General features: G+C 71.5%; 17 protein-coding genes. 9 read left to right on the forward strand and 8 right to left on the reverse strand.

Annotated elements, in window-relative coordinates; genetic code table 11:
* Positions 1 to 140: 140 nt before the first annotated feature.
* From OTB19_RS30885 to OTB19_RS30895, 3 genes are all read left to right on the forward strand, one after another.
* Positions 141 to 1,328, forward strand: coding sequence for a PucR family transcriptional regulator (locus tag OTB19_RS30885; RefSeq protein ID WP_267801955.1), 1,188 nt, complete (start codon positions 141 to 143; stop codon positions 1,326 to 1,328).
* A gap of 157 nt (positions 1,329 to 1,485) precedes the next feature.
* Positions 1,486 to 2,454, forward strand: coding sequence for an alpha/beta hydrolase family protein (locus OTB19_RS30890; protein WP_420716952.1), 969 nt, complete (start codon positions 1,486 to 1,488; stop codon positions 2,452 to 2,454).
* 112 nt (positions 2,455 to 2,566) lie between these two features.
* A complete protein-coding gene (locus OTB19_RS30895; RefSeq protein ID WP_267801976.1) occupies positions 2,567 to 5,434 on the forward strand; it encodes a helix-turn-helix transcriptional regulator in 2,868 nt (955 codons plus the stop codon).
* Positions 5,435 to 5,516: 82 nt separating this feature from the next.
* Here OTB19_RS30895 and OTB19_RS30900 read toward each other — a convergent pair whose 3' ends face one another.
* Together OTB19_RS30900 and OTB19_RS30905 are read right to left on the reverse strand one after the other, a co-directional pair.
* On the reverse strand, positions 5,517 to 6,521 hold the full coding sequence (locus OTB19_RS30900) for a MerR family transcriptional regulator (RefSeq protein WP_267801957.1): 1,005 nt from the start codon (positions 6,519 to 6,521) through the stop codon (positions 5,517 to 5,519).
* 3 nt (positions 6,522 to 6,524) lie between these two features.
* On the reverse strand, positions 6,525 to 7,196 hold the full coding sequence (locus OTB19_RS30905; protein WP_267801977.1) for a HEAT repeat domain-containing protein: 672 nt from the start codon (positions 7,194 to 7,196) through the stop codon (positions 6,525 to 6,527).
* 390 nt (positions 7,197 to 7,586) lie between these two features.
* Between OTB19_RS30905 and OTB19_RS30910 the strand changes: the two genes are divergently transcribed.
* The 3 genes from OTB19_RS30910 (at position 7,587) to OTB19_RS30920 (ending at position 9,850) form a co-directional block, all read left to right on the forward strand.
* Positions 7,587 to 8,084, forward strand: a complete 498-nt coding sequence (locus OTB19_RS30910; protein ID WP_267801959.1) for an RNA polymerase sigma factor — start codon at positions 7,587 to 7,589, stop codon at positions 8,082 to 8,084.
* A complete protein-coding gene (locus tag OTB19_RS30915; protein WP_267801961.1) occupies positions 8,077 to 8,514 on the forward strand; it encodes a hypothetical protein in 438 nt (145 codons plus the stop codon). Before OTB19_RS30910 ends, OTB19_RS30915 begins: the two co-directional genes overlap by 8 nt.
* Positions 8,515 to 8,638: 124 nt before the next feature.
* Positions 8,639 to 9,850: a mannosyltransferase family protein gene (locus OTB19_RS30920; protein WP_420716953.1), complete on the forward strand. Its 1,212-nt coding sequence runs from the start codon at positions 8,639 to 8,641 to the stop codon at positions 9,848 to 9,850.
* A 37-nt stretch (positions 9,851 to 9,887) separates the two neighbouring features.
* On the opposite strand, the gene OTB19_RS30925 is transcribed toward OTB19_RS30920, so the two are convergent.
* The gene (locus OTB19_RS30925) at positions 9,888 to 10,670 is read right to left on the reverse strand and encodes an SDR family NAD(P)-dependent oxidoreductase (RefSeq protein WP_267801962.1); all 783 of its coding nucleotides are present in this window, start codon (positions 10,668 to 10,670) and stop codon (positions 9,888 to 9,890) included.
* An 886-nt stretch (positions 10,671 to 11,556) separates the two neighbouring features.
* Between OTB19_RS30925 and OTB19_RS30930 the strand changes: the two genes are divergently transcribed.
* The gene (locus OTB19_RS30930; protein WP_267801963.1) at positions 11,557 to 12,285 is read left to right on the forward strand and encodes a DUF1775 domain-containing protein; all 729 of its coding nucleotides are present in this window, start codon (positions 11,557 to 11,559) and stop codon (positions 12,283 to 12,285) included.
* 119 nt (positions 12,286 to 12,404) lie between these two features.
* Here OTB19_RS30930 and OTB19_RS30935 read toward each other — a convergent pair whose 3' ends face one another.
* The 3 genes from OTB19_RS30935 to OTB19_RS30945 all read right to left on the reverse strand — a co-directional run bounded on the left by OTB19_RS30935 (position 12,405) and on the right by OTB19_RS30945 (position 15,520).
* On the reverse strand, positions 12,405 to 14,297 hold the full coding sequence (locus tag OTB19_RS30935) for a copper resistance CopC/CopD family protein (RefSeq protein WP_267801964.1): 1,893 nt from the start codon (positions 14,295 to 14,297) through the stop codon (positions 12,405 to 12,407).
* Between the two features lie 304 nt (positions 14,298 to 14,601).
* Complete coding sequence (locus OTB19_RS30940; RefSeq protein ID WP_267801966.1) at positions 14,602 to 14,859, reverse strand: hypothetical protein; 258 nt, start codon at positions 14,857 to 14,859, stop codon at positions 14,602 to 14,604.
* A 151-nt stretch (positions 14,860 to 15,010) separates the two neighbouring features.
* Positions 15,011 to 15,520, reverse strand: a complete 510-nt coding sequence (locus tag OTB19_RS30945; protein WP_267801968.1) for a GNAT family N-acetyltransferase — start codon at positions 15,518 to 15,520, stop codon at positions 15,011 to 15,013.
* Positions 15,521 to 15,651: 131 nt separating this feature from the next.
* Between OTB19_RS30945 and OTB19_RS30950 the strand changes: the two genes are divergently transcribed.
* Positions 15,652 to 16,842: a cytochrome P450 family protein gene (locus tag OTB19_RS30950; protein WP_267801970.1), complete on the forward strand. Its 1,191-nt coding sequence runs from the start codon at positions 15,652 to 15,654 to the stop codon at positions 16,840 to 16,842.
* Positions 16,843 to 17,005: 163 nt separating this feature from the next.
* On the opposite strand, the gene OTB19_RS30955 is transcribed toward OTB19_RS30950, so the two are convergent.
* Entirely contained in the window at positions 17,006 to 17,767 is a 762-nt protein-coding gene (locus OTB19_RS30955) for a hypothetical protein (protein WP_267801971.1), read from the reverse strand.
* Between the two features lie 3 nt (positions 17,768 to 17,770).
* Positions 17,771 to 18,277 carry a helix-turn-helix domain-containing protein gene (locus OTB19_RS30960; protein ID WP_267801973.1) on the reverse strand — a complete coding sequence of 169 codons (507 nt, stop codon included), beginning with the start codon at positions 18,275 to 18,277 and terminating at the stop codon, positions 17,771 to 17,773.
* Between the two features lie 747 nt (positions 18,278 to 19,024).
* Between OTB19_RS30960 and OTB19_RS30965 the strand changes: the two genes are divergently transcribed.
* Positions 19,025 to 20,935, forward strand: a complete 1,911-nt coding sequence (locus OTB19_RS30965) for a helix-turn-helix domain-containing protein (RefSeq protein ID WP_267801974.1) — start codon at positions 19,025 to 19,027, stop codon at positions 20,933 to 20,935.
* The last annotated feature ends 1,044 nt before the right edge of the window (positions 20,936 to 21,979 follow it).

Below are 21,979 nucleotides of genomic sequence, written 5' to 3' on the forward strand. Positions count from 1 at the left end.
ACCGGGCCGGGGCGGCCGTCCACGGCCGGATGCGGAATCGCTGCCGATGACCAGCCGGAATCCGAGCGCGTTGTGCACCCGCACAGACCTGCCGCACGCGCCCCTGACGGCGGCGGGGGCGGGTGACATCCTCGGCGGCCATGGGTGGACGCAGAACACGCACGGAAGAGGAATGGTCGGTCCTGCTGTCGGCGGCGGACGTACTGATCGCCGACATCCCCGGACTCACCGACCAGCTGATCGAGGACCTGGCGAGGCACTCGCCCCTGTTCGACCTGGCCGTTCCGCGGGACGAGCACTGGCAGCAGGTCAGCGAGGCCATGCACTACGGGATCGAGGCCTTCGCCGCACGACGGTCCGCCCCGCGCAAGGATCTCGTGTACGCAGAGGAGCTGGGCCGCCGCCGGGCCGAACAGGGTCTGCCGCTGGACCTGCTGCTCTACGCGTACCGCAGGGCCGGGCGGCTCACCTGGGACGCGCTGCTGGACACCGTCACCGAGAAGGAGCCGGAGGCCCTGCCGGTACTGGCCCGCGCGGCCGGGGCCATGTGGGCGGGGATCGAGCAGCAGGCGACCGCGACCGCCGAGGCGTACCGCACCGCGGAAGTCGAGATGCGCAGGCGCAGCGACGAGCGCGTACAGGCCCTGCTGGACGCGCTGCTGGAGGGGGACACCGCCCCGGCCCTGGCCGCCCAGGTGGCGCTCGCCCTGGACCTGCCGGAGCACGGGCGCTACGCCGTGGTGGTGCTGCCGGCGGACCGGGGAGACTCGGTGCACCGGGTGGCGGCGGCGGGCGGGATGCGCCTGTTCTGGCGGATGCGCACGGAGCGGGAGTTGGCCGTGGTGGCGTTGGGCGACTCCTCGCCGACCGACCTCGCGGCGGAACTCGCGGACCGCTGTCCGGGGCCGGGCGGCATCAGCCCGGCGGTGGACGGACTGGCCGAACTGGGCCGGGCCCGAAGACTGGCCGAAACGGCGCTGCGGACCTGCGGGCAGGAAGAGCGGACGCTGGTCCGACTGGCAGACCGGCTGCCCACGGCGCTGGTGGTGCGCCAGCCCGAACTCGCGGCGGAACTGGTCCAGGCGGTGCTCGGCCCCCTGCTGGACCTGGACCCGGCGGACCGGTCGATGCTGCTGGAGACCCTCGACGCCTGGCTGGCGGCGGAGGGCTCGGCGGGCCGTGCGGCGAGCCGCCTCTACTGCCACCGCAACACGGTCTTCAACCGCCTGCGCCGACTGGAGCACTTGACGTCGAAATCCCTCTCCCGCCCCCGCGACCTGATCGCGCTGACCCTGGCTCGGGACGCGTACCGCCTGTCGGGCGGCTGACCGCACCCGCCGCCGAGACCGGTGATTCCACCGATGTGCGCCTGCCGGGCGCGCCCTGACAGTGGTCCCGCCAGCGAAAGCGGCGGACCCACCCCCTTCGGCGCATCGCCGGGTACCGGCGGGCGGGCTCCGCCACGACCGAGAGGACGACTCCGTCGTGCAGCAGCAACACACCGAGAACGCAGCCCGACCCCGCCCCGGCGACGCCGCCACGAAGGGCCGGTCCGCCGACCCCACCGGCGTCGGGAGGACGCGCCTCAGGCCGCTCGTGTCCGCCCTGGCCGCCCTCGTGACCATCGGCGGACTCGCCACGTTCACGGCATCCGGGGCACAGGCCGCGGCCAATCCGTACGAGCGGGGCCCCGCACCGACCACGTCGAGCATCGAGGCCGTCCGCGGGGCCTACGCGGTGTCCCAGACCAGCGTCTCCTCCCTGGGCGTCACGGGCTTCGGCGGCGGCACCATCTACTACCCCACCACCACCGGTGACGGCACCTTCGGCGCCGTGGCCATCTCACCCGGCTACACCGCCACCCAGTCGTCCATGGCCTGGCTCGGCCCGCGACTGGCCTCCCAGGGCTTCGTCGTCATGACCATCGACACGCTGACCACCCTCGACCAGCCCGACAGCAGAGGGCGGCAACTGCTGTCCGCCCTGGACTACTTGACACAGCGCAGTGCCGTCCGCGCCAGGATCGACAGCAGTCGACTCGGGGTGATGGGCCACTCCATGGGCGGCGGCGGAACGCTGGAGGCCGCCAAGACCCGTCCCTCCCTGCAAGCGGCCGTCGCGCTCACCGGCTGGAACCTCGACAAGTCCTGGCCCGAGATCCAGACACCGACCCTGGTCGTCGGGGCCGACGGCGACACCATCGCACCGGTGCTCACGCACTCGGAACCCTTCTACACGAGCCTGCCCGGCTCGCTCGACAAGGCGTACGTGGAACTCGACAAGGCCACGCACTTCACCCCGAACACCTCCAACACCCCCATCGCCAAGTACAGCGTCGCGTGGCTGAAGCGGTTCATCGACAACGACACCCGCTACGAACAGTTCCTCTGCCCGCTGCCGAGCCCCGGCCCGACCATCGAGGAGTACAGGGGCAACTGCCCCCACACCTCCTGAACCAGCCCCGGCCGGTGGAGGCAGTGCCCCCTCGGGCCTCCACCGGCTGCGTCCAGGCTTCCACCACTGTTTACACGGCGGTAACCTCACCGGCGTGACCGGACAAACGACCGTGGGAAGTCCTTGCCGGATATACGGCCGGACGACCGAAACGGCAGCAGTGGAAGCCCTGTCGGACCAACTCCGGTCCCGACGCGGCGGGACACTGCTCCTCGCCGCGGAGCCGGGACGGGGCCGGAGCGCTCTTCTGGCCCTTGCCGCCCACGCGTTCACGCTCGGACCCGTGCTGCGCCCCCGACCCCTCCCGGGCAACCCCCGCCCCTACGGCGGCATCCACGCGCTGCTGTGCGCGGCAGCCGAGGGGAGGGGCGCGGCGCCGCCACGATCCGTGTTCGGACGGGGCCTGTCGGCGGCCGACCTGCCCGAACTGCTGCGGCAGTACGCCCCCGGAGGCGAACCTCTGCTCGTCTGCGTGGACGACGTACACCTGTGGGACGCGCCCTCACGAGCCGTCCTCGGCTCGGCAGCACGGCACCCCGACCCGGACCGCCCGATCGGGCTCCTGCTCACGATGACGGAACACCGGGCGGACGATCCCGACTTCACGGGGCTGCCCCTGGTCCGACTCGGCCCCCTCGACGACAGCGCGGCGACCGCCCTGCTGCACGACCTCGCCGGTGCGGTCGTGGACACGTCCGTACGGTCGGAGTTGCTGTCAGAGGCCGAAGGGAACCCCGCCGTCCTCGCGGCCCTCGCGCAGCGCCTCACCCCGGACGAACTCGGCGGCCACCGACCGCTGCCCCGCCCCCTCGTGGACGGCGCCGCCCTGTGGGCCACCTTCGGCAGCCGCCTCGCCCCCCTGCCGGCCTCCACGCGACAACTCCTGCTCCTGGCGGCCGCCGCACACGAACCCGACCCCGAATCGGCCGGCGCGGACGCCTCCCTGATCCTGCGCGCCGCCCGCCAGGCCGGACTGGACCCCGCCGCACTGGACCCCGCCGAGACGGCGCGACTGGTACACCACGACGGCCACCGCGTCACGTTCGCCAGCTCCCTGCTCCGGCGGACCGCCTACACCGGCGTGCCGTCCTCGCAGCGCCGGGCCGCCCACGCGCTGCTCGCCACCGTCATCGACGCCGACCGGTACCGACTGCGCCACCTGCTCCACCTCGCCCTGGCCGCGCAAGGCCCCGACACCCTTCTCGCCGCCGACCTCGTCGCGGCGGCCGCTCCCGGCACGCCGACGTCCGGGATGGAACGCTCGGCCGCCCTCTCCCGCGCCGCCGAACTCACCGCCCACGAGGATGCCCGTACCGCACGGCTGACCGCCGCGGCGGACTACGCCCGCCTCGCAGGACACCCCCGCAGGGCACGCCGACTGCTGGCGGCCACCCGGGACGGCACGTCCCCCGACACGGTCCACGGGCGCACGGAACTCGTCCGGGGCAGCCTCGCGCTCGGGGACGGACCGGTCGGGGACGCCTACCAGGCGCTGCTCATGGCCGCGGAGCGGCTCGGCCCGTCCGACGCGGAAGCCGCCCTGGAAGCCAGGATGGAAGCGATGGACGCGGCGTGGGCCGCGGGCGACGCCGACGCCTGCCTCTCCGCCCTCGCCGAGACACCGCTCCCGGCTCCCCCCGACGACCCCGCCGCTGCCGAGGCACCGCCCGCGCCGGCCCCTTACGCCCCGGCCCGGCACGGGACGCACATACGGTCGGACCCTCAGGCCCCGCCTTCTCCGCCCCCTCCGCCCCCTCCGCTCCCGCACGATCCCCGGCGCGACTACAGAACGGGACTGCGCACCGCGCTCGACGGACACCTGACCGAGGCCGCGCCACCGCTGCGCCGGGTGGTCGACCGGGCGCTCCACGACGACGACCCCACCCGCCTGCTGCGGGCCGGCGTGGCCGCGCTGGTGCTCGGCGACATCCCGGCAGCGTGTCGGGCCAACGCCCGGGCCCTGGCCGTCTCGCGAGCCAGAGGGCTGGCCGCCCTCACCCCCCGGATCCTCGAACACCTCGCGTACGCCGAACTGCGCGCCGGCCGGCACGCGGGGGCCAGGACCCACGCGCAGGAAGGCCTCCGCGCCGCCCACCGGGCCGGGCAGCGCAACGTCGCCGCCGGTCAGCACGCCATCCTCGCCCTGGTCGCCTCGGTCGAGGATGACGCGGTCGCCGTCGCCGCACACGCCGGCGCCGCCGTGGAGATCGCCCGCCCGCACGGCCTCCTCCAGACCGTCACCCTCGCCGAATGGGCCTCGGCGCGCGCGGACCTGTGCCGCGGCAGGCCCTTCGAGGCCGCCGCCCGACTCGGCCCCCTGACCCGACCGGGGCCCGGACGCGGCCACTTCGCCGTGCGCATGCTCGCCCTGCCCTGCTTCGTCGAAGCCGCCGTGCTGTCCGGGGCCACGACCGAAGCCAGGGCGGCCGTCGAGGAGTTCGCCCTCTGGGCCGCCCAGGGCGCCGACCCGCAGGCACCGGCGCAACTGGCCCGGTGCCGCGCCCTGGTCGCCCCGCCGGACGACACCGCCGACGCCCTCTACGCCCTGGCCCTCACCCGGCACGACGCGGCGCACAGCGACTTCGAGCGGGCCCGCACCCAGCTGCTGTACGGAAAGTGGCTGCGCCGCCGACGCCGTCCCGCGGAGGCGAAGAGCCGGTTGCGGGACGCGCTGGTCGCCTTCGAGCGCTGCGGGGCCCCGGCATGGGCCGAGCAGACCCGTGCCGAGCTGCGGGCCACCGGTGACGCCTCCGCCCCCGTACCGGCGGGCGGCCTGACCCGGCTGACACCACAGCAACTGCGCATCGCACGCAGTGTCGCCGAGGGCGCCACCAACCGCGAGGTGGCGCTGACCCTCTCGGTCAGCCCCCGCACCGTCGACCACCACCTGCGCAATGTCTTCGCCCTGCTGGGAGTGCGTTCGCGGACGGAACTTTCCCGGCTCGTGCACCACGCGGAAAGGGGCGGTACCCAACCCTGAGGGACCCGCCCTCGCGGTCCAGGCCGTCAACCCGGTCGGGCCTCGCGACCGCCACCGCCCCCGGCGCCCCGGGAAGGACGCGTCACCGTGCTTCGCGCAGCCGGAGAAGGTACAAGGCGGTCAGTGCCACGGCGCGGTCCCCGTCTTCCGCCAGCTCCACCAGGGCACATGACGCCCCGGGCCCCGGGATGTCCGCCAACGCCTGCGTCAGCCGCCCTCGCGCGGGTGCTCGCGTGGAGTCGAGCGCGAGGCGTTCGACGAGGCCCGCCGCGATCCGATCCGCCGTCGCTGTGTCGCTCGCCAGCACGCTCAACGCGTCGGCCGCGTCGGTGTCGTTCCTTCCGTCCACGATCATGTCGATGAGGATCGGTGCCGCGTCGCCCACACCACGTGCCCCGAGTGCCAGGGCCGCACGGCCGCGGACCACGACGTCGTGGTGAACGAGAGCCCGCCGCAGATGCGCGGTGGCCTCGTCGCCGGGAAGCTCGGCCAGGGACTGGACGGCGCGTTCGCGCACCGCCGCCACCGGTGAGTCGAGTCCCTCCGCCAACAACGCCGGCCCGCCGTCTCCCGAGCGCGCCAGCGCCCAGCGAAGGGCGCCGGCGACGTTCGGGTCGCTCTCGCGCAGGGCCGCCTCGACCAGGGCCTCCACCGGTGGCGAGGTCTCGTTGGCCGAGGACAGGGCCGCGCGTTGGCGCGCGCCCGCGCTCGTCGACCCCAGTGCCTGGAGGAGCGCGACGGCTTGGAGGACGTCCTCCCAGCCGGTGGGGTCCGCGGCATCGATCCGACGCAGCCGCGTGAGCAGCTCGGTCTCGGCCGCGATGCGTTCGCGTGTCTGGGCGATGAGGTCACCGACGAGCACCGAGGGCGTGAAGCCGGGATCATCGAGAGCGCGCCCGATCTCGCGCAGCGACATCCCGAGCGACCGCAGGCTCTCGATGTGGAAGATCCGCCGGACATCCTCCCCGGAGTACTCCCTGTAACCCGATCCCGAACGGCCCGAAGGACGTACCAGACCGAGCGACTCGTAATGCCGGAGCATGCGGGCACTGACCCCGGACCGCCGCGCCACCTCACCGATCAACACGCCCTACCGTCCCTCCAGACCGGACCCGCCGAGAGCCACGACGCGCTTCGCCTCCTCGACCGCGAACTCGAACCCGGTGTCCGGGTCGTGCCACAACCGCTGTGTGGCGAGCGCGTGCACGCGCACGCGCGGGTCGGGGACCATGGTCGCAGCACGCAGGGCCGGCACGATGGCTTCACCCAGCGTGACCAGCGCCCGGCTGAGGCTCAACTGCGTCTCCCGCTCTCCGCGCCCGAGCTGCGTCGCCAGCACCTCGGCCAAGCCCGCCTCCTCGCCTTCCGGCACGAGCACGACCGCGGTCCGCCAGGCGCTCCGCGCCACTTCGTCGTCGGCGTCGGACAACAGCGTCCGCGTGATCGCCGGCCACGCCTGCCGATCCCCGATCTTGGACAGCGTGTGCAGCGCCTGGCTCCGCGCCTGCGCCCGCCCCGAGCGGACTTCGCGAACCAGCCGGGGGAGCGTCATGGCCACGGGATGGCGGGTGAGCGCCCAGGTCAACATGTCGCGGACGAAGAAGTCGGGCTCGATCGCGCAACGTTCGACCAGCGGCTCCACGAAGCGCGGGTCGGGCGCCGTACCCACCGCCAGAGCGGCCCGCAGCCGCACGGACGACCGATCGTCCTCCAGCGCCTGAAGCGCTCGTTTCGCATCCGTGTCCTGCCCTGTGATCGTCATCGAGACCACCTCCATGGCGAACAGTGAAGGCCTTGTCACCGTGTCAAGGTCAAGCAAGGGCCACGTGAGGACGGGAGCGCTCGTGCCGGCCCGCGGGACGACCCCGTCGGGAACTCGTAGGCAGCTCAGCGCTCCGGACACGGGACGGCCTGGCCGGTCGCGGGCCACCGGTACTGCAGTTCACGACAGGATTCACGCCCGATTCACCGCGCCCGGTTCGCCTCGCGCTCTGCCGAGCGGGCGAGGACGCCCGTCCGGCCGCGTGTCCCCGAGGGCTCGTGTGACGCCACTCACAAGACTGCTCGGCGTCAGGTGTAGACCGGATGTGGTCCGGCGGGCGTATCCCCGGTGGGAGGGACATGGACGCGGGAGTGAATGCGGGAGTGATTCTTGACGGTCGAGGAGTTCGAAGAGTTCTACGCGGAGGCGGCGGGACGGCTGACAGGACAGCTGTACGTGATGCTCGGCGACCACCACGAGGCGCAGGACGTGGTGCAGGAAGCGTTCGTGAAGGGGTGGGGCCGGCGGCGGCAGCTGGATCGTGAAGGGCGACCCGAAGCCTGGATCCGCACCGTCGCCTGGCGGCTCGCGGTGAGCCGTTGGCGCGGCCGGCGGCGTACCACCGACGCCTGGGAGCGCACCGCCCCCGCCGGCCACGTGGACGGTCCGGGGCCCGAGGCGGTGGCCCTCGTGGAGGCGCTGCGCCACCTGCCGTCGAAACAGCGCCGGACGATGGTCCTGCACTACGTGTGCGACCTGACGGTCGAGCAGATCGCCGCCGAGGCCTCACTGTCCGCCAGCACGGTCAAGACCCACCTGACCCGGGGCCGCGCCACCCTCGCCCGCCATCTGCAGGACCCCCGCATTGAGGAGGCTCCCGATGCCTGATTCGAACGATCCCCTGCGGTCGATGTTCCAGGAGGCGGCCTCCGCCGGACAACAGGGGACCGCCCTCGCCCCCGTCTCGGTCATCGCCCGGCGCGGCGAGCGGGCCCGGCGGCGCCGGATCACCGGACTCGCCGTCGCGGCCTGCCTCGTCGTCGCCGGTTCGGGTGCAGCGGTGGCCGGGCTGCTGCCCGAAGGGGGGAGCGGGAACCTGCCGGCGACCACCCCGTCGCCCCTGCGATCCCCGTCCCCCTCATCGGCGCCGCCCCCGTCCTCGACACCCACCTCCCCACCGAGTTCGTCGGCCACCACGTTCCCGCTGTCGAGCCCTCCGCCCACCGCCCGCACCACAGAGCCCGCGCTGCCCAACGCGACCGTGCCCCCTCCGACCGGGGGACCGACGGGGGAGCCCTCCTCGACCGCCACCCGTTGACCCGGGCCCGGCCCGGCCCTACCACCCCACCCCGCCCCCGGTGGTCCGGGGACACCGGCGCCCACCGGCCGCGCACCCCCGGCCGGCGATCCGGAGCGCCCTCAGCCGATTCAGGAGTACCCGTATGTCCGTTTCCACCCCGCCGCGACCCGTCACCGTCGTGGCACCCCCCTCCCGGTCCGTGTCGCGGCCGATGCCCCGCCGGTCGCGGTTCGGCCCCGCCGATCGCGAGGTGTTGTGGCTCTATGTCCTCACCCGCATCGGGATCTGGATCACCGCCGGAGCCGTGGGTTGGCTCTTCCCCGCCGACGACAAGTCCCGGCGTCCTCCCTCGTTGCTCTCCCCCTGGCAGCAGTGGGACTGGTGGCACTACCTCCACATAGCGCAGGACGGGTACTTCCCGGACGGCGCCGGCCCGTGGACGGTCGGCTGGGACAACCGCGAGGCCTTCTTCCCCGGGTTTCCCCTCACCCTGCGCGCCGTCCACGTGATCGTCCCCCACTGGGCCGCGGCCGGGGCGCTGATCTCCTTCGTCGCGGGAGGCGTCGCCGTCCTGGCGCTCGCACGGATCGCCCGCCGCCAACTGCGCGACCTGGAAGGGGGCCGGCGTACCGCGGTGTTCTTCCTGTTCTCGCCCTGCGCCGTGTTCCTGGCGGCCGGCTACACGGAGTCCCTGTTCCTCGCACTGGCCCTCCCCGCGTGGCTCGCGGCGCAGCGCGGGAACTGGCCCGCGGCCGCGGTCCTGACCTGTCTGGCCTGCTCGGTACGGGTCACCGGCCTGTTCCTGGCCGCCGCCCTCGCGCTCCACTTCGTGCTGACCGCCCGGGACCGGGCAGCCTGGCGCTCGGCTCCCTGGCTGGTACTGCCCGCCCTCGCTCCCGTGCTCTACGGCTGGTTCCTGTCGGCCCGGACCGGCGACTGGATGGCGTGGAAGCACGCTCAGGAACGCGGCTGGTACCGGGACTTCCACGCACCCTGGGACGCCTGGTCGAACACCTGGGAGGCCGCCTTCCACCACACGCAGCCCACCGGGTACGCGCTGATGTGGCAGGCGGAACTGCTCGCGATCCTGGCCGGCGTCGCCCTGCTGGTCCAGTTGGTCCGCCGGCGCCGACTGCCCGAGGCGCTCTACGTCGCCCTCACCCTGTGGGCGCTGGGCACCTCGTACTGGTACATGTCGATCCCGCGCTCCACGCTCCTGTGGTGGCCGCTGTGGATCGCCCTGGCCGGGTGGAGCCTGCGACGGCCGCGGGTGCAGGCCGTGTACCTGTACGTCGTGGCCCCGCTCGGCGTGGTGGTGGCCGTCACCTTCCTGTCCGGTCGCTGGGCGGGCTGACCCCGGGGCGAGCGGCGTCTCCCGGTCCGGACAGCCCTTACGGAAGGATCGAGTCCACGTAGCCGCCGTCCACGCGCAGCGCGCCGCCGGTGGTCGCCGAAGCGAAGGGGGAGCTGAGGTAGACCACCATGTTCGCGATCTCCTCGGGCTCGATCAGGCACTGGAGCAGCGACTGCGGGCGGTGCGTGCGCATGAACTCCCGCTGCGCCTCTTCCCAGGGCAGATCGCGGTCCACCAACTCGTAGACGAAGTCCTCCACTCCGCCGGTGTGCGTCGGGCCCGCGATCACGGAGTTGACGGTCACCCCCGTCCCGGCGGCCTCCTTGGCGAAGCCCCGCGAGACGGCGAGGAGGGCCGTCTTGGACATGCCGTAGTGGATCATCTCGGCCGGGGTCACCACCGCCGAATCGCTGGCGATGTTCTGGATCCGGCCCCACGACCGCTCCGTCATCCCCGGCAGGTAGTGCCGGATCATCCGGATCGCCGTCAGAACGTTCATGTCGAAGTAGCGGCGCCACTCGTCGTCGGGGATCTCCAGCGCGGGCAGGGAGCCGAAGATCCCGAGGTTGTTCACGAGGACGTCGACCTGCGGGACCGCGTCGAACACGGCCTGGGCGCCCTCGTCCGTCGAGATGTCACCGGGCGCCGCGATCAGCGTGCCGCGTCCCGCACTCATGCGCCGCATCGACTCGTCGACGGACTTCTCGGTACGGCCGTTGACGGCCACCCGCGCACCGGCCTGCGCGAGGCCGAACGCGATCGCCGCGCCGATGCCCTGGGTGGATCCGGTGACCAGCGCCGTCTTGCCGGGGCCCCACATCGCCGACCGGGGACCCCACCCGCCCCGCGCTGCCGTCTGCCGGCCCCTCCGAGACGGCGATCGGCGACCCCATCCGCTCAAGGGGAGCCACCCCGCCCGGACTCGGAGAACTGCTCCACAATTGACAGTTGAGGCCCGATGGCGGCGACTGCGGCAGATGATGAGCCCGACATGATCGGAGCTCTTGCGGGGACGCGCTCTTGTCCGCGGCCCATGTGGCGGAGCGGACGGTGCCTGCGGGCTGCCCTGTTCACCCTGCTCAGCACGGCTCTGGCTGTCGTGGCCCATCATCCGGCCTCGGAACAGTCGGTGTCCTGGCAGCGGGTGACGGTCGGAACGGGGGTCGTCCTCGGACTCTCGTGGCTTGTGGTTCGGCGCCCCCGGCGCTGGTGGCAGGTGGTGGCGGCCACCGGCGTCGCTCAACTTCTACTGCATCAGGCACTCTTGGTGCCACGGGCAGCACCCGTCGGTCACCCGGAGACTCACGAGGGTGTACCGGAGGCGGTGCACGCGGCACACCACGGCGCGTGGGAGATGACGGCGGCCCATTGCGCGGCCGCGTGGGCGCTGGCCCTGCTCATGTACCACGCCGATCAGGCGCTCAGTCGCCTTCCGGAGACCGTGAACCGGTGGGCCCACACAGCGGTTGCGACCGCTGCGGCCGCCTTCGGTCTCCACCGTCGACCGTGGGTACGGCCCTGCCTGCCGGCGGTACCCGCACCGCTCAGCGGCCTTGCCGCGCTGCCGACGGTGACGACGATGCTCTGTCATGCGCTGGTCCGTCGAGGGCCGCCTGCCGGATGCGCGGGAAACGTTCCCCCCATCCCGGCGGGCTGTTCACCTGCACGGTGAGGCCCGCTCCGCGCACCGAGAGGGTTCCTCCATCATGAACAAGACACACACCCGCGCTCAGCTCGGCAGGCTGGGCCTCGCGGCCGTCGGCGCGTTGGTCGTCGTCGGCGTGGCCGCCGGGCCGGCCGCCGCGCACTCCGAGGTCTCGGCCTCCGACCCGCGTGCCCTCGCCGAGAACGTCACGCTGTCCTTCACCTCCGAGGCGGAGTCGGACACCGCGGGGATCGCGGAACTGCGGGTCGTCCTCCCCAAGGGCATCACCCCGGACGCCGTGACGCTGAAGGAAGCCCCCGACGGGTGGAAGCTGACGGCCACTCCCGACGGGTACGCGATCGGCGGTGCGGCCCTGCCCACCGGCACGGATGCCGAGTACAGCGTCACGGTGCGCCAGCTGCCCGACGAGAAGTCCCTGGCGTTCAAGACCCTGGAGACCTACGGCGACGGAAAGATCGCCCGTTGGATCGAGGTGCCCGCCGACGGTGAGAAGGTCGACAATCCGGCCCCGCTGCTCGAACTGAAGGCAGCGGCCCCCGGAGCCAGGCCGATCGCCCCCGGCCCGTCGGCCTCGCCGACTCCGAGCGCCGCCCCGTCCCCCGAACCGTCCACGGCGGCTCCCTCCACACCCGTCGCGTCCGCGAGCGCGCAGGCGACGAGCGAGAAGGACGCGGGGAGCAGCACTGGAGCCATCATCGGCGGGATCGCCGCCGGCATACTGCTCGCCGCTGCCGGCACCTTCTGGTGGCTGCGCCGCAACCGAGCCTGACCCAGGCCGCCGGGGTCGGCGCACGGGCTAAACCGTGCGCCTTCCTCGGCCGCGCGCCGCGCGCCGGGTGCGCTGAGGCCAGGGCGCGGACGCGCCCTGAACCGCGGCAGGCGCCGCCCCTACGGTGATGCCGTGATGTCCACGGTCTGGCGCACGGTGACCTGGTCGATGTCGGTGGTGCGCACCGTCAGGATCAGGGTCCACACACCGGGCACGGGCAGCCGCAGGTCGTAGGCGGCCCAGTACCCCTTCTGATTCTTCAGTTTCGCGTCGAGCGGCCCGATGTCCAGGTCGCCCTGCGTGAGGCTGAGACGGAGTTCGGGAACGGTCGCCAAGCCCCCGTCCGCGGTGTACACGACGGCTTCCACCGTGTTCTCCCCCACCCGGCCCGGCGCCAGCGTGACCTGTACCGTGCCGCGGTGGCCTGCCGTCCCCATGTCGAACGGCACCATGAGCACCTTGGCCTGCGGTTCCTGCACGGTGGCCGCCGGCGTCTTCTCTGCGGCGGCGCGGCTGGGCTGCGTGCCGGTGAGCAGAGTGGTGATCAGCAGGACCACGACACCGAGTACGGCTTCGGCGGCGACCGTACGGCGCAGACTGCGCCGGTATCCGTCCGGCTCGGAGACGGGCGGCTGACCATCGGCGGGGGGAACGGGCCGGTCACCGGGATCCGCTGCCTCCGGGGCGGCCGGAGCACCGACCGTCTGTGCGACTCTCACCGGCTCGGTCACGGACACGGGCAGGGTTCCCGTGGCGGGCGGCGCTTCGCGCACCAGGCGTGCCGTCCACCGGCGCGAGAAGGAAGCCACCCACAGCACGAGGATCACGGCGGCGATCTTGATGCTGAGGGTTCTGCCGTAGGACGTGGTGGACAGCGCCTCCCAGGAGCCGACCTGCCGCCAGGACTGGTACACCCCCGTGCCGACCAACGTGGCGACCGCGATGAACGCCAACCCGGAGAAGCGGCCGATCGCGGAAGCCGGGACGTCGAGGGCGTCGGGCTCTCGGCGGCGCAACACGACCAGCAGCGTGATCAGACCGCCCAGCCAGACCCCCATGGCCAGCAGGTGCAGTACCGCGACGGGAACGGCCAGCGGCACCTGGATGCCGGCGGAGGCGTGTTCGGCGGCGGCCCAGGTCAGGGCCAGGCTCAGGGCGAAGGCGCCCCCGACGAGGCGCACACCGGTACCGAATTCCCGCGGCTCCCGCGCGTCTTCGTCCTGCCGGTCCGGTCGTCCGGAGAACCGCTTCAGCAGCACGACGCCCACCGCGAGGAGCGCCAGCCGTGCGATCAGCGCCATCCCGGGTCTCCCGGTGACGGTTCGGCCCAGCTGGGACGGGTCGAACACCGACGTCAGCGAGCCGGCCGCCTCGTACGGGCCGCGCAGCAGCAACAGGGCCACGCCGGACACCACCAGAGCCGCCCACCCCGTCACCAACAGTCTGCGCACCGGGCGGTGCGCGCCCGCACCGGACAGGCACACCAGGACGAACGTCACGGCTCCGACGAGGAGGGCAAGCCCGCTGTAGGCGACGTAGCGGAAGAAGCCGTACAGGCGGCCGGCGGCCGTGTCGTCCGGTGAACCGGCGGCCACCACGGCGGCCGTTCCGGACGGCTTGCCGATGGAGAAGACGAACGCCCCGGAGATCGGGTGCCCGTCGGCCGAGACGACCCGCCACGCCACCGTGTAGGTGCCTTGGCTCAGCTTGTCGGACAGCTCCGCCCGGGCGCTGTTCCCCTTGCCGTCCACGAGCCGCGCGGGTCGGTTCACCCGCTCGTTCTTCGGCGACAGCACTCTCACCGCGTCGTCGGAGAGGCTGACCGACTCGGTGAAGGTGAGCGTGACCTGCTTCGGTGCTGCTTTGAGGACCGATCCGTCCGCCGGATCGGCGCCACTGAGGCCGGCGTGCGCGGAGGCCGGGACCGCCCCGCCCAGGACCAGGGCGAGTACGGCGGCGACCAGCGCCAGGACGGTGAATGACGCTCTCGCGGGAGGTGAGCCAGTGTGCATGAAGAAGCGGTCTCCGGTGTGGCGGTCGTCTTCGGCGCACCCGCCGTCCGGACTCGATCGTGCGGGGCGGCTCCAGGACGCGGAGCCCACCTCGTGCGACACGACTGGCTCTGGCAGGGCTGGGACTCATGGCGCGATGTGGACCCTAGTGCTGCCGGCCGTGGAAGTGAGCTGGTTGAGCAACTTCGGCTAAAGCACGGTACGGAAAGTCCCGCCTCCGGCAGCTTCCCTGTATCTTGCATCCGCTCGTCGAGGAAGCCACGGGACGACATCGGGCCGGCCCGGCGCGTCGTGAGGGGCTGCGTCAGTCGCCGGACGGGCTGGGCAGGCGACGGAGTTCGAGCAGAGCCATCGCGATCTTCACCCCGGTGGAGATGGTCAGGGCCTGCAGAAACGGCATGCCCATCAGCCACAGGGCCACCGTCATGACGGTGAGGACCAGGAACGCCGGCAGCAGGTTGGTTCGCGTGATCGCGGCGCGCAGGTGTCCGGCCCTGCTCCGATGTGGATCCACCGTACCGATCGGGCGCGCGGTGACGCCTTCCTCCTCGGCTTGCGGCATCGGCTGCTGCCCTTCGCTCGTGTTCGCCCCCGGCCACGAGTGTCGGACGGGACTCGGCGGACTGCCACCGCTGACGCTCGTCCCCGCCGCCATCCGAGGCAGAGGTTCACCACACCGGCGCCGGCACGGCGTGCGCGAGGGGGGGTGCCTGTCAGAGATCGGTACGGGGAACGGAGAAGTCTCGAAGGCTGCGCACGTACGTCAGTCCGGGGCGACCGGCCGGCCGGGCCTCGCCCGTGACGGTGAACCCCGTACGGCCCAGCACGGCCCGGGAAGCCGGGTTGTCGAGGGTGGTGGCGGCCCGCAGGGTGGACAACCCGTACCTGTCGGCGGCGAGGTCGCACACCCTCCGCACCGCCGCGGTGGCGAGCCCCCGACCTGCTGCCCGCTCCGCGATCCGATATCCGAGCTCGGCACCACCGTCTGACAGGTCCACCAGGTTGACCCGCCCCAGCACCTCGCCCGCAGCATCGATCAGCACGTGGAAGTAGCAGTCCCCGGACTCCTGTTCGGCCAGCAGGTCACGATGGCGTTCCTCGAACCGGGCGAAGTACTCCTCGCCCCGGTCGGGGATGGATGCCGCGAAGTAGGCCCGGTTCTCCCGCTCGAAGGCGAGGAGCGCGGGGGCGTGATCCGGTCGCAGCAGCTGTAGCTCAGGCATGGGGCGGACGGTATGTGGCGGGAACACCCTTCCGCCACGGAGTTACCGCTTTCGCGTACGGGGACTGGCCCGAACATCGCGTACGGGGACTGGCCCGACGAGCGATTCCAGGCACGTTCTAGGCTGACCTCATGGATCTTCAGGGCGAACTGATCGAGCACCCGTACTCCGTCTACGAACGACTGCGGGACACCGCACCGGTGTGCCGCATCACCGGCACTGACGGCACACCGGCGTGGCTGGTCACGCGGTACGAGGATGTTCGGGAGGCACTCGCGGACCCGAGGCTGTCCCTGGACAAGTCCCATGCCGGGGAGGGTGCCTACCGGGGTTTCGCCCTTCCGCCGGCCTTGGACGCCAACCTGCTCAACATGGACCCGCCGGATCACACCCGTATGCGCGGGCTCGTGGCCCGCGCCTTCACCTCGCGGCGGGTCGAGCAGTTGCGGACACCCATCCGCACGACCGCCGACCGTCTCCTGGACCAGCTCGGATCGGCCGGGAGCGCGGACCTGGTGGCCGCGTACGCGGGCTCGCTGCCGTCCATCGTGATCTGCGACCTGCTGGGGGTTCCCGAAAACCGCCGCTTGGACTTCCGCGGCTGGACGGAAGCGCTGGTCGCTCCCGACCCGGCCCAGCCGGGCGCCGTGAAAGCGGCGTTGGTGGCCATGCTCGGATTCCTCACCGAGCTCGTGGCCCACAAGCGCCGCCAACCGGCCGACGACCTGCTGTCCGATCTGATCGCCGTTCGGGACACCGACGGCGATCGCCTCAGCGAGGACGAGCTGATGTCCGTCGTCTTCCTCGTTCTCTTCGCCGGCATGGAGAACACGACTCATCTGATCGGCAACGCGATTCACACCCTCCTGCGGCACCCGGAGCATCTGGCTCTGCTGCGCGACGACCCTTCGCGTTTGCCGGCCGCGATCGCTGAACTTGCCCGACTTGAGGGGCCTGCCCTTCTCGCGATCCGCAGGTTCCCGACCGAGGACGTGACCATCGCCGGCGTCACGGTGCCGGCGGGGGAGACGGTGCTTCTGTCGCTGTCGGCGGCCAACCGGGACCCGGCACGGTTCTCGCAGCCCGACACCCTGGACTTCGACCGCGACACCTCCGGGCACCTCGCCCTCGGCCACGGCATCCACTACTGCCTCGGCGGTCCCTTGGCGCGCGTCGAGACCGAGATCGCCCTGGCCGCCCTCCTGGATCGCTACCCGACCCTCGAACTCCTTGAGTCAGCCCCGCAGTGGCGCCGGTCGCTGCGTTCCCGCGGCCTCAAGGAACTCCCGGTCCGCTACCAAGCGGCACGTGACTCGGCTTGAGACACACCGGGCGCGGAGGAGAGGGAAGAGCGATGCCCTGCCGGCGCCGAAGGCGCCGGCAGGGCCCGTGCACACCGGGTCGCGAAGCCGGATGCACGGGTGCGGGAGAGGCGGGACGGATCACGGGGACCGCCGATGTCGGCCCACGGCCTCGGCCCGGTGGCTAACCCTCCGTCAGGGCCCGCTTCTGACGGAGCCGCTCACGAAGGGCTCCGACCATCGGCAGCGTCAGCCCCGCGAAGAGGAAGATCACCGCCAGGCCGCTCAGCGTGGGGCTGATGAGCTCCTCGGCCTTCAACGACCACGGGGTGTCGAGGGTGTAGAAGATGATGTAGGACCCCTTGGTCAGCGCGTAAGCCAGGCCCAGCACAGCCGCCATGGCGGACAAGGAGAACCCGGCGCCGCTCCAGGGCCTGATGCCCCAGTTGCGTCGCGCCGTTCGACCGCACATGAACGCCAGCTCTCCGCAGGTGACCATGACGTAGGAGAGGTAGAGAAGCAGGTACGCGGCCACCTTCGGGTCATCGACGTAGGCCGTGGTGAACTCGACGCCCGGACCGTTCGTCGCCAGGAAGAGCGGCACCATGATCGCCAGCTCCACGACGGCAGCGAAGCCGCGCTGGAACATCGCGGACTTCACGTACTCGGGCCGGTAGGCCAGATCCACCATCGTGATCTGCAGCGCGGCGCACCACAGGATCGCGCAGACGTGCGCGACGAGTTTGCCGATGTTGGCGAAGTCGGTGGCGTCCTGAGCCGCCCGGGCCACCACGGGTACGGCGAACAGAACACCCAGCGTGCACACCGCGAACGCCGTGGCGATCGCCCATGTGGCGACCCGCGGATTGCCCAGGGCCCTCCGCGTACAGAGCACGGTGACCAGTAACCCGGCCACCGTGCAGGTTCCGAAGACTATGCCGTCCACTACCTACAGCCCTTCCAGTGAATCAGCCGCATACTCTGCGGCCTCGTCCGCTTTCCGCCGTCGCTTGTTGCGCTTGCGCGGCTGCGTGTCGGCCGAACCGCGCGGAACCTGCTCCAGGCCCAGATGGGCCCGTCGCCCTTCCAGGTCCGTGATGACGCCCCGTAGTTCGCTCGCCGGGAGACCGTTCAGAAGTGCCAGGACCTGTCGCGCGAGGGGGTCCTCGAATGCCTTGAGTGCCTCGAGATCGTCATAGGCCTCGTGAGGGAGCAGGTGAGCGGGCGGGACGCCAAGAGCTTCGCACAGCGCCAGGAGCGTGCCCACGGTCGGGTTGTCCTGGGATCCGTTGGCGATCTTGGCGACGGCGGCGAACGACACGGAGGGGTGTTCGCCCGGCAGGGCGTCGACCGAGGCCGACAAGGAACGGGAGGTGTGCGAACGCCCGTTGGGGCCTCGCCGACCGGCCATGAGCGCCCTGAGTTTGTCCGCGATCGACGAACGGCTGCTGCTCACCTCAGGCAGAAGGATCCGCTCACGGCCCGGAGGGCGTCCTGCTGATGACTGCACACCACAACGTACCGGTCTCTCGCTCTGTCAGGGTCTATGTCTGTGTACTTTAGTTGACACCGTGGGGTGCGCAAGGCAGGATCCCGATAGAGAAGAGACAACCGTGTGCACCGGTGGGTGTGCGGGCCGTCAGGCCTGCGGGCACGGGGAAGTGGAGCGGCCTCGGTCGGCCACGGTCCCACGGTGACCGGCTGGCGGGGCGTGACGGGGCGCGGAGGCGGAAGGGCTGTGGCAGGCGGATTACCGCACCGGATGCGGCTCGTGCCTTCGTACTTGGCGCTGCGAGGGGAAAAGATGCGTGCGGAGACGGTGGTCGGCAGTGGCGGGTGGAAGCCGGCGGGGCCGTTGACCCGGCCGCGTGACGACTCCTCGCGCCTTCACGCCTCGGATCGCGCGTGCGCCGTAGCCGGCGCCCGCACCCTCCCGCCTCGTACCACCGGCGATCGAGGAGCTTCGCGGCAGTCGCGGGGACCTGGCGCGCTGCTCGGACCGTTCGTCTGCGACGCCCCGTCACACCCGCACAGCGGGTACCCCACCCGCCCCGCACGCCGAGGCGTACGAGCCCTCACTTCGGGAGAAGTGGAGCCCGTTCCCGGGGGAGCAGGCATGAGGTGGTGACCAGGGTGCTCATGCCGTCCTCGACGGCACAGGGCGCCCACGCCACAACTTCCCGATTGCTCCGAGGAGTGTTCGATGCCAACCCTGGGCACGATGCCCACCCGTGAACCCGAACTCGAACTGACATTCGCCAACCGGTGTGCCGCTGTCACCCTGGCGGTGGAGGTGACAGGCGTTCTCTCCGTGACCCCGGAGAGCCTCCTGGAGGGTGGAGCCCCCGCCACGCTGCCCAGCGGCTACGTGGTCCTGATCGCCGACGCGATCCCCTTCCGCCTGCGAGGTCGGATCACGACGGTGCTGGAAACGCTCCTGCACCGCATGAGTCGGGACGGCAGTGCCGGCCTGATCGTCAGCGCCACGGCCGGCGCGAGGCAGCCCTTCCCCCCGGCCACCGTGGAGCTGGCCGAGCGACAGGGCATCCCCCTCCTGGTCACCACGGCCCCCGTCGAACTGTGGCAGGGAATCCATGACGGCATCCAGCAGCTTCGGCTCACGTTCGCCGAGCGCCGCGCCGCCCAACTCGCCTCACTCGTACAGGAACTACCGGCCCAGCTCGCCGACCCGAGAGCCATGCAGCGCATCGCCGACTGGCTCGCGAGGGTCCTCGACGTACAGGTCATGGTCAGCGAACCCGCCCGCGTCCTGGTGGCTTCACCGGCCACCGCCGCCGAGGAGCTCGCACAAGCCATCATTCGTCGGTCCGTCGACGGCAACGCACCTGACAGCCACTCCGGAGCCCACACCCAGCTCATCTCGCTCGGCTCGTCCTCCGCCGCGGAAACCGTCCTGGCCGTCGCCCGGCGCACACCCTTCGACGAGGCCGACCTGCGGCTGCTGCGCCACGCCGCCAAACTGTTGGGCCTGGTGGACCAGGCGCACCGCGAGTACCGGGCGGCCTCGGACGCGTCCCGCGCCGCGCGCAACGCGGCGGTAGAGCTCCTGCTGGACGGAGAAGTCTCCAAAGCGCGCCGGGTCATGAGGAATCTGGCGCCGGGTCTCCTCGATCCCGAGACGGTCCGCGTGTTCGTCGTCGAGACGGCACCCACCCGGCGGGACGCCGCCGTGCGCCGCTGCGAGGCCGTCACGTCCGGCCAAGCGTTGGTCGTCGCCGACACGCGCCGCCAGGACCGGGTCCTGGTGATCCACCCCGTCCGCGCCGGCGACGCCGATGACAGAGTGGCTGCGGAACTCACGCGCCTGGTCTCCGCGTTCGGACCCGATGCCTCGTTGGGCGGTAGTGGGGTCTACTCGCTGTCCCTGCTCTCCCACGCACTTCGCGAGGCGACCACCGCCCAGCGGTTCGCCCTCCACCAGCCGGACTCGGTGGCCCTCTCCGTGCAGGACACCGACCTGGTCAGCCTGCTCCCGGCACACGACGCACAGCTGTGGGCGCGCGGCCTCCTGCATCCCCTCATGCAGAGCGACACCCAGTGGCAGCTGCTCCGCGAAACCATCCCCACGGCCCTCGCCTGCCCCTACACGGTGGCTGCCCGCCGTCTGGAACTGCATCGCAACACCGTCACCCGGCGCGTGGCGCGAGCCGCGGAACTCCTGAACATGGACTTCGCGACCCTCCCGGACCGGATCGCGGCCGGCCTGGCGCTCGAACTCGTCACCCACCGCGAGCTGCCGGAGCCCTCCTTCGGATACCTCGAAACAAGGGAACCCACACTCAGAGGGCTCCTCGACGGTCCCCAGATCCGCGCCTGGGCCGAGCTGTTGCTCCGATCTGCCCGTGCGGACCGCCGCGGCCTGCTCACCACGGCGACGGCCTGGCTCAGCTTCGACGCACACCTGGAGCCGACCGCGCGCGAGCTGGGGGTGTCGGAGGCGACGGTCCGTTCCCACATCAGGGCACTGGAAGGGCACCTTTCCCGTGACCTTTCATCCCTCGACGGCATGCGCGATCTCCTGTTCGCGCTGCACGTCGTGACGGGAGCGCCCGAAATCCCGGACACGTCACGCCGGCTGTGCACGGCTGCCTGAGCCGGTAGTCCCGCCGGCCTTCAGGTCGGCCGGCCCGGCAGGCATTGAGTTCGAGCCGCCCGCCCGGTTACGCCGTGATCCTGAGTAGGCGTCATGAGGCGCAGGGGAAGCTTCCGAGTGGCTGAAAACTGCGCAACAAATGGCTGATAATGCAATGACATCTTTCATGGCCGCACGCTGTTTTCAGCCGACCTCGAATTCATCCGACGTGCGGAACCATCGAGTTGAGGGGGCTGCTCGTGTATCACCGAGTGATGAAGTCGGATTTCCTCGAAGGGTGACCTGATGTGCAGCTCCAAAGGGCCGAACCTGGTGGGAGTGCACCGGAGAGACAAGAGTGCGGCGAGTGGTGCACCGCCCGCAGAGCGCGTTGATCGGTTGGTGCACCGGTGCAATGGTGCGGCTTTCGATGTATGGGTAGCGTTGCCGGAGCAAGCCCGGTCGAACACCCACACTCCAAGGTCTGGACAACCGCGACCCAAGAATCGCGCAGTGCCGAACCACGGGGGTGTACGGCACGAGAACGGCCTCGGAGACGGGCAACGGCAAGGCTTGCGGCGAACCGGTCGTCATGGACACCGGTAGGCGGGCGCCGGGGAATGGGTGAACCATTTCCCCGGGCCACCCGCCGCCACCGCGAAGCCGGGCTCATGTGTGGATCCTGCGCTCTGTCCCTGCTCTTCCGATACAGGATGGGCAAGGAGCGCCGCCGGTTCGGGATGAATTGCGTCAGAAAGGCTCTCTGGGATACGCCGCGATCTACCCGGCGGGCGCCCGATGTGTGCCGGGCATTCCTCGCCCGACGCCGGGACGGCAGCCATCCGAGGAAGCTGGCCGGTCGCCCGACAGGATCCGAAAGAGTTCCTGGGGTAAATCGGGCGCCGCAATCACGATGGGGCGAGCGCGAAAGAGCCGATTCCCTCTCTGTCAAAGTGACTCAAGCCAGGCATACTGGATGATTCATTGAGTTGAGGGTGGAGAAGGAGTAGTGCCCACAGTGGCCAGCACTGATGACCACGGGATACCGGATCCGCAGGTAGAACC

The organism is Streptomyces sp. H27-H5, from assembly GCF_026627505.1.
In the GTDB taxonomy this organism is placed as follows: Bacteria; Actinomycetota; Actinomycetes; order Streptomycetales; family Streptomycetaceae; genus Streptomyces.

Coding starts and splice junctions, on each gene's coding strand:
- OTB19_RS30905 (WP_267801977.1), bottom strand. CDS start 7,196: ATGACGATCACAGGGCAGGACACGGATGCGAAACGAGCGCTTCAGGCG.
- OTB19_RS30915 (WP_267801961.1), top strand. CDS start 8,077: ATGCCTGATTCGAACGATCCCCTGCGGTCGATGTTCCAGGAGGCGGCC.
- OTB19_RS30950 (WP_267801970.1), top strand. CDS start 15,652: ATGGATCTTCAGGGCGAACTGATCGAGCACCCGTACTCCGTCTACGAA.
- OTB19_RS30925 (WP_267801962.1), bottom strand. CDS start 10,670: ATGTGGGGCCCCGGCAAGACGGCGCTGGTCACCGGATCCACCCAGGGC.
- OTB19_RS30930 (WP_267801963.1), top strand. CDS start 11,557: ATGAACAAGACACACACCCGCGCTCAGCTCGGCAGGCTGGGCCTCGCG.
- OTB19_RS30945 (WP_267801968.1), bottom strand. CDS start 15,520: ATGCCTGAGCTACAGCTGCTGCGACCGGATCACGCCCCCGCGCTCCTC.
- OTB19_RS30965 (WP_267801974.1), top strand. CDS start 19,025: ATGCCAACCCTGGGCACGATGCCCACCCGTGAACCCGAACTCGAACTG.
- OTB19_RS30940 (WP_267801966.1), bottom strand. CDS start 14,859: ATGCCGCAAGCCGAGGAGGAAGGCGTCACCGCGCGCCCGATCGGTACG.
- OTB19_RS30920 (WP_420716953.1), top strand. CDS start 8,639: ATGTCCGTTTCCACCCCGCCGCGACCCGTCACCGTCGTGGCACCCCCC.
- OTB19_RS30885 (WP_267801955.1), top strand. CDS start 141: ATGGGTGGACGCAGAACACGCACGGAAGAGGAATGGTCGGTCCTGCTG.
- OTB19_RS30935 (WP_267801964.1), bottom strand. CDS start 14,297: ATGCACACTGGCTCACCTCCCGCGAGAGCGTCATTCACCGTCCTGGCG.